We start from the raw sequence: 12,864 nt of genomic DNA on the forward strand, positions 1-12,864 counted from the left end.
TTCAGCAACAACATCCTGCTTAAAAAGCTCCTTTTATATACTTCCAATACCTGAAACAATATCAGACACAAATAATTGAAGCAGATAAACTAAAACTATCACAAACATTATCCTCTCCTCTGTTTTAGCTATTTGGATCTTTAAAAATTTTAAATAATAACCAAACTAAATAATGAAAATTTAGATAGTCACTGCATAAAGCCTATCTATATTAGGCAATTATAATTCTGCCACTTACACATCCACATAATAAGTAGAACAGGTTAGATCAGAAATTATTAAAAGCCATTACTTCCCCTACTCAAGATATAATAAGACACATCCTATGAGGAATGCACTTGAACACATTTTAAAATGTGAAGCATGTAAATTTACTATACAATCACCATCGACATAACTTCATTTTAATCACCCATTTCCTTATAATACCAACAGACAGAACTCGCTCAACAGCAATCACTTACTCCCAAAATAAAACACAGCAAGACACCCTCTGCGATTATAAATTACTCATTTGAGTTTTAGACAATTTTTAAGATCTTGACGTGTTCACAGATAACATTTTACTGTATCAGTTAGCGTCGTAATTATCGATACCGATAAATTGTAATAAGTGGTTGGTTATAAAGGAAAAAATCATCATAATCAACAAAAATTTTCCACATATCTGACATATACTCATCGTGATAAAAAATTTATGCTTTATTGCTAATTTTAAAGCTTTCTCTACAACGTCTTGCAGCACTCTGTTTTTAAAACTTAAAGATCAGTAAACATCTGATAATTTGCATATCTTCCAAATCTTTTATTTTTTTAACCCATTTTATCATATTGCGCTTTCTGGTAGTTTCAGAGATTCCAAATCTCACAGCCCCCCTTAACTGTATGGCAACTAATCTCCATAGACTTAAAAGGTAGAAACGAACAGCTTTCCCTCACACATATTGATCTCCTTAACTGTCCTCGAATATTAACGATATACTTTGCCATTTGAACATCAAAAACACTGTACACCTCAATATAAGAAAGTAGATCATGGATTCACCGTATCTTTAAAAAATTAAATACGATATGAACATTAAAAAAAGCACTGCATAAACCTTTATCCATGGCTGATAATTTTCCCCCTCCATGACTGTATCCGTTTTTAAAATATCCGCCTTTGACAGTAATCACTTAGGATATGAGGCATACAAAAATCTGGCATACCTTTTTATGACGTAACTGAATTTACTACTGAGATAACAACTATTTAATCAAGTTAATGACTTTATTATTATAGTTAATAATTATTTTGTCATCCCACAGACATAAAAACACAAGATTATTTTTAAATGGTTTTTACTCAACTGTAACTGATTTTGCCAAATTACGAGGTTGATCAACATCCGTTCCCAATAAAACAGCCGTATGATAAGCAATTAACTGAATAGGCAAAGCATAAATAATGGGAGCAATAAATTCTGGAGAATCTGGTAAAATAATAATCGATGAATTATCAAGACAAGCTGCTTCTGCTCCTTTTTTATCAGTTATCAAAATAATACGACCATTGCGCGCTGCTACTTCTTGCATGTTAGAAAAAGTTTTTTCAAACCACCTATCATAAGGTGCCACAACAATAACTGGTATTGTCTCATCCACCAACGCAATTGGTCCATGTTTTAACTCACCCGCCGCATAACCTTCAGCATGAATATAAGAAAGCTCCTTCAGTTTTAGCGCCCCTTCTAGAGCAATTGGATAAGAAGTACCACGCCCCAAATAAAGGACACCTTTTACATTTACTAAACTACGACAAATCCGTTCAATTTTGTCATCTAGTTTTAAAACCTCATTTAAAATTCTTGGGACTTCTGCCAACTGCTGAACAAACTGATGTTCTGCCTGTTTAGAAAGATGCCCACGTTGCTTAGCAGCTCCAAGTGCCATTGCAGCAAGCGTTGCCAGTTGACAGGTAAAAGCTTTTGTTGAAGCAACACCAATTTCTGGACCAGCCAATGTTGGTAAAACAAAATCAGCTTCCCTTGCCATTGTTGATTGCTCAACATTTACAATTGTTGCTGTTTTTACACCATGGTCACAACAATAACGTAAAGATGCCAATGTATCAGCTGTTTCACCAGATTGAGAAACAAACACTGGCAATACATCGGGGGTTATGGGGAGTTCACGATAACGAAATTCTGAAGCTACATCATTATCAACACTTAAAGAAGCAAAACTCTCAAACCAATAGCGTGCAACTAAAGTTGAATAATAGGCAGTTCCACAACTGGCAAAAAGTATTCGGTTAATTTTTTTCCAATCAATAAAATTTTTAAATGCACGAACTGTATAACTTCCAAGATCAAGGTAGTGCGCCAAATTATGAGAGATAACTTCAGATTGCTCAAACATTTCCTTGTGCATAAAATGACGGTGACTTCCCTTAGAAACCAATAAATTCCCTTCAAGCAATGTGACGATAGGGCGTTTTACCAGTTGATTATCCGCATTGTAAATTGTGACGCCTTGCCGTGTAAGAACAGCCAAATCACCATTTTCCATATAGCTGATACGATCCACAAATGGTGCCAAAGCGATTGCATCTGATCCGACAAAAAATTCATCTTTTCCGTAGCCAATTGCTAATGGTGGACCAGAGCAAGCTGCAATCATAAGATTGTCTTCACCTTCAAAAAGAAGAGCAATAGCAAAAGCACCCTGTAACCTTTTCCAACTTGTGCTGACTGCTTCTTGCGGAGAAAGACCACTTTTTAATGCACGCGTAATTAAATGCGCAATAACTTCCGTATCAGTCTCTGTTTCAAAGGTATAACCATCATCAATGAGCTCTTTTTGCAACTCTACAAAATTTTCAATAATACCATTATGAACAATCGCAAGTCGTTCAGTCACATGTGGATGAGCATTACGCTCCACAGCAACTCCGTGAGTAGCCCAACGCGTGTGACCAATCCCTAAATTTCCCTTTAAAGATGTTTGTTTTAATTTTTCTTCTAAATGAGTAAGCTTACCTTCAGCACGTATACGATAAAGACGCCCATGATGCACAGTTGCGATACCAGATGAATCGTATCCTCTATATTCAAGGCGTTTCAAACCATCAACTAAAGAGGATGCAACACATCTATTTCCAATGATTCCTATAATTCCGCACATTTATCACATCCCAGATTTATTTAACAATCCAACTACCTTCATTTCAAACTTTAAGTAATCACATAAATCAAATATGCAGTACGGCAATATTTAAGAATAAGCCTCCTACACAATTCTTAAATTACCATAAAGCAAAGACATGAACTGAAAACGATCACTTTTTTTGTTTATTCGCTGATAAACGTGTACGCAATTTTGTCGCATGATCCTTTTTGATTACTTGCCGTGCACGTCCCAAAGCCAAACTATTTACGGGAACATCTTCAGTGATAATACTACCAGAAGCAATATAAGAACCGTTTCCTATAACCAATGGAGAGACAAGTGCTGAATTCGATCCGATAAAAGCATTATCACCAATCATAATTTTATGTTTACGAAATCCATCATAATTGCAAGTAATAGTGCCAGCTCCAATATTGGTATGTGTACCAATTTCTGCATCACCAATATAACTCAAATGGTTAATCTTGGAGAATTCCCCTATTTTAGCTTTTTTGACTTCACAAAAATTCCCAATCTTTACAGACCTTTCTAACTCTGTTCCAGAACGTAACCGTGCATAAGGCCCAATTTGGGCATCAGCACCAATCACAGCTCCTTCCAAATAGCTAAATGCATGGACAACTACACCAGAATATACTTTTACCCCCAAACCAAAATAAACATTTGGTTCAATTATCACCCCTGATTCAATCTCTGTATCATAAGAAAAATAAACACTTTCTGGTTTAAGGATTGTAACACCAGATAACATCAAATCGCGTGCTTTACGCTTTTGCCATAAAGAGTCAGCTTCAGAAAGCTCAAGACAATTATTAACTCCTACAATATTATCAAAAGGCACCTCAACAACTCGAACATCTAATCCTTCATGTGATGCAATAGAAACAATATCTGTTAGGTAATATTCCTGTTTTAAATTATTATTGCCAATCTTATCTAAAAGTGAAAGTGCATGCTTTCCGTTAATAGCAAGTATCCCACCGTTACAAAAACAGATCTCTTTTTCTTCATCGCTCGCATCTTTTTCTTCTATAATTGCGATAAGTTTACCATTTTTTTCAATAAGACGCCCATATCCTGTTGGATCTGGGGCATAAAAACCAGCAACCACAACATCCGCTCCAGCAGCAAGCTGCGCACGCATTTGTAACAATGAATCTTTCTCGATCAAAGGAGTATCGCCAAAAACAACGAGAACATCATCTACCCCTTTTTGCAAAGCTAAGCGAGCAGATAAAACAGCATGAGCAGTTCCTAAACGTTCTTTTTGTTCAAAAATCATTATATTTTTTGCAGTTGATTGCACAACTTCACTGACATCTTTAGCACCAAATCCTACAACGACTGCCACTTGTGAAGTGCCTGCCAGCTCTATTTGTCTTATAACGTGACATATAAGTGGCAACCCAGCAATTTTATGAAGTACCTTAGGAAGAGACGATCTCATGCGCGTCCCCTCACCTGCTGCAAGAACAATAGAAAGACAATTTCTAGCCATAAAAACACATAAAACTAACGAGAAAATCCAAAAAAATTCACAATATCATTCCAACGAATAACTTCAATATTACTCAATAAAGGGTAATGTTCCAAAAGCCAAAATGAAAAATTTTGCATAGAGCCTGTCAAAAATAAAATACCTGTAATAACTAAAAAAATCCCAATAACTTTTTCAACTTTTCCTAAATGAATACGAAAAGCTCCTAAAAATTTCATAAAACTGCTCGAAAATAAAGCTGCTAATACAAAAGGCACTCCAAGACCTAATGCATAAATTCCTAAAAGGACAGCTCCTTCTCCCACAGTCTCTTTTGTTCCAGCAAGTGTTATTATAGGCCCTAAAATTGGTCCAATACATGGGGTCCAACCAAATGCAAAAGCTAAACCAATAATATAAGCTCCAAAAGGTCCAGCAGGCGCTTTTCGCGTTTGAAATCGTACGTCACGAAATAAAAAAGCAATTTTGAAAAAACCCAAAAAGTTTAACCCAAAAATAATAATAACAATTCCAGCAGCTACTGCAAACCAATCACGATAATAACCGATAAATCCACCAATTGTGCTCGCACTAGCACCTAAAGCAACAAAAACAGTTGTAAAACCAAGCACAAAAGCAATAACAGAAAACAAAAGCGCTAAGCGTATAGACAATTTTCCATTATATTTTTCTGAACGAAAATCATCAATTCCAACCCCTGCCATATAACACAAATAAGGAGGAACTAGCGGCAAAACACATGGTGATAAAAAAGATAATGCGCCAGCAAAAAATACACTAACCGTTGAAATTTCTATAATCAAAACTTATATCCCCACATTCAATGAAAAACTCTACTCACAAATAACCATTAATCGGTTGTTTCATTAATCTCTTGCATATTTTGTATGTTTGCTAACACACTGATATCTTCATCATGACCTGAAATAACTGAAAAAACTTTTTGGTAAATTTTATCTTTATTTTTAGCAATCGCAATATAATCACCTTCCGCTAACACAAGTGAAACATAAGCACCAACAGTTTCATAAACAATATCACCAAAATCATTGGTGATAGACCAACTGGTGTCTGCTAATGCTTCTCCTCCTTCTTGACGCACTAATTTTAAGACGATTTGAGCAGCTTGATGCTCAAGACTTACTTCAGTAATTTTACCTGCATCCACTTGGATATCTGAACGGACAACAGCATTAATGGATCCGTAATAAGAAGCAATGTGATAATGACCGGCTTTTAAACGTATAATTGACTGTGGTTTAACATTTGATAAAATTACACCAGTATCATCATTTTCCTTTGCATCGTCATATATCGTGAAACGTAATTCCTTTTTGTTGATTTTACCATTAAGCAATGTAGCATTCAAAATAACACCACCTGCATTAAGATTAAAATTTTTGACAAGGTGCTGCCCATTTTCTAAGTTTACGCGCTGCATTGCACTTGCATGACCAAATGAAACATGAACAAGATAACTGCCCGGTTCTAAATCAAAATGCGCGCTACCGCCCTCAACAGTTGCAACTAATGGTAATTTATTATCAATCCCTAAGATTGGTGCATAAACCCGCCATACGAGCCCTTTCATAATATTTTCACTATCATTTGTTAACCGAGCGTGCAATGTTAGTTGAGTCTGAGCATATAAATTTTCTTTTTCACGATCTTGAGATTTTACAAAAAAACTTGTTGGCTGCTTTTGTTGCGCCTCCTCTCTTTTTCCATCTTCAGAAAATACGTAACTACCCCCCATCAATGAGATAAGCACCACGTATAGTCCCAAAGATCGATGCAATATTTTTGCAAGAATACTCATTTGCGCATTGTTGACTAAAGTGATAATCTTTTCAAGAAGCAATATCACAAAATCACCACGCTAAATTGAAAAACTCACGCCGCAGCCGCACGATGAAACTGCGTTAGGATTATGAATTTGAAAAGACTGTCCCATAAGATCATCAACAAAATCAATTTGAGCTCCCTCCATAAAGGGAAGAGATATTGAATCGATAAATACAATCGCTCCATCTTTTTCAAGAACGAGATCATCTTCTTTGCTTTCGGAAACTAAATCATATTTATAGGAGAAGCCTGAACATCCACCACCTTCAACGGAAATACGCAATCCTATCTTATCTGGTTCACTTAAAAGTATTTGCGCAATCCTTTTGGCAGCAAAATCTGAAATATTCACGCTCATTTTTCATACATCCTTGCATTAAACTGTCAAGAAAAGGTATCCTAAACAGATACAAAGTGATTAATAATAAAAAACTTAAATTTAAAGTAAAAATGGATAGCTTGCAATATGGATATCAGCAATATCACTTACCCATCTCGAGCAGTATATAGTGCTAACCCAAAGACAAGCCGCGGTAGATTATTCCCCGAAACTGAAAGTGCCATACGCTCACCTTTTCAAAGAGATAGAGATCGTATTATTCATTCCAACGCATTTCGCCGTCTTAAACATAAAACTCAAGTATTTATTGCTGATGAAAGCGATCATTATCGTACTCGACTTACACACTCGATAGAGGTTTCTCAAATCGCACGGACATTAGCCCGTACACTGCATCTTGATGAAGACCTTGCCGAAGCCATTGCCCTCGTTCACGACTTTGGACATACACCCTTTGGCCACGCAGGAGAAGATGCACTAAACGAAGTAATGGCAAACTATGGGGGTTTTGATCACAATGCACAAGCATTACGCATTGTTACAAAGCTGGAACAGCGTTACCCAAACTTTGATGGACTTAATCTTACTTGGGAAACACTCGAAGGACTTGTGAAACATAACGGTCCCCTTTTAGGTCCTTATGCTAAAGAAAAAGATGTTCCCCTTGATATTCTACAGTATAATGCAAAGCAGGATCTCGAACTTGACTGCTTTGCAGGACTAGAAGCACAATGTGCCGCTATTGCTGATGATATTGCTTATAATGCTCACGATATTGATGATGGTTTACGCTCACACTTTTTAACAATTGATCAATTTGAACAAGTTTCGCTAACTGCAGCGTTATTAAAAAATATAAAACAAGAGTATCCCCAGCTCGACCAAACCCAACTTGGCTACGAACTGGTGCGTAGACAAATAACAACTATGGTTGAAGATGTTATTCAACAATCACAAAAAAATTTAACACATATCAAACCAAAAAACGCAAACGATGTCCATCGAGCAGAGCAAGCTATTGTTACTTTTTCACCTACAATGATTATTTATGAAAAAGAACTAAAAAACTTTCTGTTTGAAAATCTTTATTATCATGATCAAGTCCTCAACCGTCGTAATGCAGCAAAATGCGTTGTACAAAACTTATTTGACTGTTATTATAAAAATCCCGATCTCATGCCAGAAAGCTGGCAAATCAAAACAATGTATTTAACAGATCAAGAATTAGCACGTCTTATTGCTGATTTTCTTTCAGGCATGACCGATCACTACGCTCTACGTGAACATCGCCATTTATTTGACCATACCGATAATTTTGTTTAATTGGTTTTGAATACATTATGGAAATGAGATATGAATATCTTTAAAGATTTCGAGAAAAAAATTAAAAAATCACTTGAATTATCTGATATAAAAGAAAAAAATGGAGAGAGTTTAGATTTATCAAAAATCACTGTTGATCCTCCACGTGATTCTTTACACGGTGATTTATCAACCAATGCTGCTATGGTACTTGCAAAATCCGTTGGACTTAATCCACGTGCACTTGCCGAGAAAATTATAGAATCTCTTAAAAATGATCATACTATTGAACATATTGAGGTTGCTGGTCCTGGGTTTATCAATATCAAACTTACAAAATCATTTTGGCAAAATACAATAAAGTCCATGCTTGAATCAGGCATGTCGTACGGTCGGATACCCATGGGAGAAGGGAAACGCATCAATGTTGAGTATGTTTCAGCAAATCCAACAGGTCCAATGCATGTTGGACATTGTCGAGGTGCTGTTGTTGGGGATGTATTTTCCAATTTACTGCAATTTGTTGGCTATAACATTACAAAAGAATATTATATCAATGATGCTGGTAGACAAATCGAAGTACTCGCCCATTCTGTATTGTTGCGCTATCGTGAAGCTCTTGGACAGAACATTAATGAAATTCCAGAAGGGTTGTATCCTGGTGAATATCTAATCCCATTGGGGCAGTCGCTTGCTCAAGAATTTGGTGAACAATTACTTACTATGGATAAAGATGAAGCATTATCTATAGTAAAGGAGCGTGCAATTAACGCAATGATGTCGATGATTCGCAAAGATTTAGCTGCTCTTAATATTCATCATGATATCTTTTTTTCTGAACGAACGCTTTATAAAAATAATGCAAAAGCTATACAGGACACAATTAATGACCTCACTTTAAATGGTTACATTTACAAAGGTACACTACCACCACCAAAAGGACAAAACGCAGAAGACTGGGAAGAAAGCGAACAAACTTTATTTCGTTCAACTGATGTTGGAGATGATCAAGATCGTGTCTTAATTAAATCTGATGGTTCTTACACTTATTTTGCTGCTGATATCGCTTATTTTCGTGATAAATTTAATCGCCATTTTGATGAAATGATTTATATTTTAGGTGCAGATCACGCTGGCTATGTGAAGCGGCTAGAGGCGATGGCAAAAGCAATTTCTGGCGACAAAGCTAAATTGAGCGTCTTCTTATGTCAACTGGTAAAACTCTTTCGCAATGGTCAACCTGTACGCATGTCGAAAAGAGCGGGATCATTTATCACTCTGCGTGATGTTGTAGAAGAGGTTGGTCGTGATCCAGTGCGTTTTATGATGCTGTATCGTAAATGTGAAGCACCCCTTGATTTTGATTTTTCGAAAGTGACAGAACAATCAAAAGATAATCCTATTTTTTACGTACAATATGCCAGTGCACGTTGTCACTCAGTTTTTCGTCAAGCAAAAGAAATACTTTTCATTGAAAATCTTTCAAACGAAACAATGATTGCGCACCTTAATAAGTTAACAGATGATAATGAAATATCATTAATACGCAAACTTGCTGAATATCCAAGAATTATTGAACAGTCCATAGTTCATAGAGAGCCGCATCGATTGGCATTTTATCTTTATGATCTCGCTTCAAGCTTTCATGCACATTGGAATAAAGGAAGTGATAATCCAAATTTACGCTTTATTCAGCCTAATGATAAAGAGGTATCATTTGCCAGACTAGGATTGATACAAGTTATCATGAATATTTTATCATCAGGACTTACAATTATTGGAGTAGAAGCGCCAACAGAAATGCGTTGAAAAAGTTTTAGAAATACATAATAATATGTGTTTTGTTAACAAAGTTTTTCATATATTCTTTCGTAGTATATAATAAATTAAAGTGAATCATTTATTGCACTCAGATGCAAATAATCATGTGAGAGAAATTATGAGCGATAACGATCGCAAAAATCCGTATGAAGTAAAACAGAATCATGAAGAACATGATTCTTTAGAAAGACTTACACAAATTTTTAATACGAACAAACAAAATAAAAATCAAAACTCTCCATCCTCTTTACATCCTGATCAATTAAGATCTCAGACCTCTGAAACTCCATTCCATGGTGAAGGGGTTGATTTATCCTTTCTAGAAGAAGAATTTGAAAATAACTTAACTGATAGCTTGCCATTTGATGAGCAAAGTGAACAATGGGGTTTACACAAAACCAATAAAGAAGCAACTTCAACAAATTCTGCAAAAATCAACGTTCCTAATTATTCAGAACAAAGTAACTTTTTGTCCGAAAAAACTCATTTTTCGCCTATCGGTCATGATGAAGAGCAAATTTTAGATGCACTTTCTCCATTACCCATTCAAAAGAAACAGCCATCTCAAAATAGACAAAGCCACTCCCCTGTTGACCCTTTTTCTAAAAAAGGTGATTTTCATGCACAATCAGAAGATTTCTTTTTTGACGAGTTTGATTTACGAAACAACGACACAGCTACTGTTGCGCCTCCCCAACAAACCACGCTTAATCCGCAGACAACTGCACCTCAACCACAAACTCCCAATATACAACGAAATTATGATGAAAATCAGAATCCCTATAACACTCCCATAAATCATTCATATAAAGTATCAGATGATAAAAAAAACTGGGATCAAGAGCATCATACTAATTTATTAAATTCCTCCATAGAGGGAAATACTGCTTTTTCACATTCTGATATTACTTCAGAGAAAAATAATACTGCAGGAAATGAATTACATGGTAATTTTTCATCTGCTTTTGATTCAGAACAAATTGATAAAATATTTGATTCAAAAGGATTTCCGCAAAAAAATTATACAATTAACCGTTCTCAGTTTAACGAAGAACAATTCTTAAAACAAAATAAAAAAGTTTCCGAACATAATAATGTTCAAACCCAACATATTAGCACATCCGAGAATATTTTTGATCAAAACAGTGAGAGAGAAGTTCTATATAATCAAAAAAACTTAGATGGTATACAAACCTCACTGAAAGCCTCTAGTCCGCAAACAAATGTTTCTCGCATGCGTAATCATCCCCACGGAGATGATACTCCTCCTCCTGCTATTGATACTTATAAATTTACAGAGAATGTTGTAGAAAAAACTGGACCAATCATGGTTCCAGAGGTTCCTTATGAAGCTCCAGAATATGATGTACCTGCTGATGGTCTGAAAGAAGAGTTTTCTGATGTATTTAATATAGGAAATGTCCCAGAAAAACATTCCTCACCACAACAACAAAATCAAGCACTTGACGAAATTTTTCATCAAACTGCACAAAATTTAGAAACCCGTCCGGATACGGTGAATATAAATGCTAAAAAGCAGAATGCAGATTATTTTCCCACTGACAACATGGAGCATTATCCCTCCTCTTTTGCCGAAAATTCACCATATAGAGATGCGGATAAAATCCTTGCCAAGACGTCAGCAACTCTTGCCTCAAAAACTTTTACCACTAACAAAGTTTTTAGCAAGGGCGTTGTTTTCCTTATCTTGATAATAATTGGTTTTTTTGGTTATTTTCATTTTTTTACGTCATCGCACAAAGATGACGGTTCGCTCATTATCCATGCTGATAATACACCTTTTAAATTTAAGCAAGAAACAACGGAAACTGAAAATAGTGTTGCTCATAATTTAAATATCTATAAACAAGAAAGTGAACAAAATGAACAACAAGAAAACACGCAGCAGTTTCTTATTGATAATTCTGAATCGCCTCATGATTTAGCATCATTAAATCAACAAGAATCCGAAAGCTTTTCGTCATCTTCTAATGAATCTGATGTTGAAGATGCAGTTACAGAAGCCATTAATCACACTGTTCCAACACAAGAAGTACAAACCGTTATTGTAAAACCAGATGGCACAGCCGTACTTGTTCCAATGCGTTCTACAGACCAAAAAGCTAATGATGATCCTGAAACAATTGATGAAGTTACCGCAGACCAACCTCAGGAAGAGCCTTCTGTTTTTTCACAAGAATCTGATATAAATAATCAAGAAGCAGAACATGATTTTGATGTTGATAAGGTAATTGCAGAAAATACTTCCAGCTCTGACATGAAGGAAGAAACTCAAAACTCATTTACATCTGTACCAATTCCTTCATATGCGAAACCTCATTCAAACGCAGAAACATATGCTACTTCTCACTCAAATTTATCAACCCAAGGAGAAACACAAGATTTAGAAAATTATTACGTACAACTAGCATCCCAACCAACGTCTGCATTGGCTGAAGATTCTTTAAATAATATAAAAGCTAAATTTGGATTTCTTATTGGTGCCCGTTCTTTACATATTTATCCAGCTCTTATACCAGGAAAAGGTACCTATTATCGTGTTCGCGTTCAAACTCAAAACCGTAATGAAGCCATAAATCTTTGTGAAGATATCAAAAGTTCTGGGGGAAATTGCTTCGTCACACGTTAAAAAAATAATGCAATGGGTTTTAACAGCCGTTGCATTATTTATTTTGATATGAATGATTAGCTTTAAGATTAAGACCGCATCATTTTTTTCATGCTTTTGAAGTAGTTTTATTTTTTGCGCTTTATTTAAAAGATTTTTTTATAAAATAAAAATGACATCATATCTTTATAGGTATAAAATAATAAAGATGTTATAGTGATAAATATTTTCTCTGATTTATTATAATTTAAATTTATC

Annotated in this window: 8 protein-coding genes; 3 read left to right on the forward strand and 5 right to left on the reverse strand. The window is 35.4% G+C overall.

What is annotated here, in order from left to right; all coding sequences use genetic code 11:
• Positions 1 to 1,341: 1,341 nt before the first annotated feature.
• From glmS to ACMFKV_RS06535, 5 genes are all read right to left on the reverse strand, one after another.
• Complete coding sequence (glmS, locus tag ACMFKV_RS06515; RefSeq protein WP_413154814.1) at positions 1,342 to 3,165, reverse strand: glutamine--fructose-6-phosphate transaminase (isomerizing); 1,824 nt, start codon at positions 3,163 to 3,165, stop codon at positions 1,342 to 1,344.
• A 154-nt stretch (positions 3,166 to 3,319) separates the two neighbouring features.
• Positions 3,320 to 4,669, reverse strand: coding sequence for a bifunctional UDP-N-acetylglucosamine diphosphorylase/glucosamine-1-phosphate N-acetyltransferase GlmU (gene glmU, locus ACMFKV_RS06520; RefSeq protein ID WP_413154815.1), 1,350 nt, complete (start codon positions 4,667 to 4,669; stop codon positions 3,320 to 3,322).
• Between the two features lie 14 nt (positions 4,670 to 4,683).
• Positions 4,684 to 5,472: a cytochrome c biogenesis CcdA family protein gene (locus ACMFKV_RS06525; RefSeq protein WP_413154816.1), complete on the reverse strand. Its 789-nt coding sequence runs from the start codon at positions 5,470 to 5,472 to the stop codon at positions 4,684 to 4,686.
• Positions 5,473 to 5,519: 47 nt separating this feature from the next.
• Complete coding sequence (locus ACMFKV_RS06530; protein WP_413154820.1) at positions 5,520 to 6,488, reverse strand: carboxypeptidase regulatory-like domain-containing protein; 969 nt, start codon at positions 6,486 to 6,488, stop codon at positions 5,520 to 5,522.
• Positions 6,489 to 6,548: 60 nt separating this feature from the next.
• On the reverse strand, positions 6,549 to 6,872 hold the full coding sequence (locus tag ACMFKV_RS06535) for a HesB/IscA family protein (RefSeq protein WP_336288669.1): 324 nt from the start codon (positions 6,870 to 6,872) through the stop codon (positions 6,549 to 6,551).
• A 108-nt stretch (positions 6,873 to 6,980) separates the two neighbouring features.
• On the opposite strand from ACMFKV_RS06535, the gene ACMFKV_RS06540 reads away from it, so the two are divergent.
• The 3 genes from ACMFKV_RS06540 to ACMFKV_RS06550 all read left to right on the forward strand — a co-directional run bounded on the left by ACMFKV_RS06540 (position 6,981) and on the right by ACMFKV_RS06550 (position 12,627).
• On the forward strand, positions 6,981 to 8,177 hold the full coding sequence (locus ACMFKV_RS06540; RefSeq protein WP_413154817.1) for a deoxyguanosinetriphosphate triphosphohydrolase: 1,197 nt from the start codon (positions 6,981 to 6,983) through the stop codon (positions 8,175 to 8,177).
• A gap of 30 nt (positions 8,178 to 8,207) precedes the next feature.
• On the forward strand, positions 8,208 to 9,965 hold the full coding sequence (argS, locus tag ACMFKV_RS06545) for an arginine--tRNA ligase (RefSeq protein ID WP_413154818.1): 1,758 nt from the start codon (positions 8,208 to 8,210) through the stop codon (positions 9,963 to 9,965).
• 130 nt (positions 9,966 to 10,095) lie between these two features.
• Positions 10,096 to 12,627: an SPOR domain-containing protein gene (locus ACMFKV_RS06550; protein WP_413154819.1), complete on the forward strand. Its 2,532-nt coding sequence runs from the start codon at positions 10,096 to 10,098 to the stop codon at positions 12,625 to 12,627.
• Positions 12,628 to 12,864: the final 237 nt, after the last annotated feature.

The sequence above is a fragment of the Bartonella propinqua genome, from assembly GCF_047263965.1.
Classification (GTDB): Bacteria; Pseudomonadota; Alphaproteobacteria; order Rhizobiales; family Rhizobiaceae; genus Bartonella.

Coding starts and splice junctions, on each gene's coding strand:
- glmS (WP_413154814.1), bottom strand. CDS start 3,165: ATGTGCGGAATTATAGGAATCATTGGAAATAGATGTGTTGCATCCTCT.
- glmU (WP_413154815.1), bottom strand. CDS start 4,669: ATGGCTAGAAATTGTCTTTCTATTGTTCTTGCAGCAGGTGAGGGGACG.
- ACMFKV_RS06530 (WP_413154820.1), bottom strand. CDS start 6,488: ATGAGTATTCTTGCAAAAATATTGCATCGATCTTTGGGACTATACGTG.
- ACMFKV_RS06535 (WP_336288669.1), bottom strand. CDS start 6,872: ATGAGCGTGAATATTTCAGATTTTGCTGCCAAAAGGATTGCGCAAATA.
- ACMFKV_RS06540 (WP_413154817.1), top strand. CDS start 6,981: ATGGATATCAGCAATATCACTTACCCATCTCGAGCAGTATATAGTGCT.
- argS (WP_413154818.1), top strand. CDS start 8,208: ATGAATATCTTTAAAGATTTCGAGAAAAAAATTAAAAAATCACTTGAA.
- ACMFKV_RS06550 (WP_413154819.1), top strand. CDS start 10,096: ATGAGCGATAACGATCGCAAAAATCCGTATGAAGTAAAACAGAATCAT.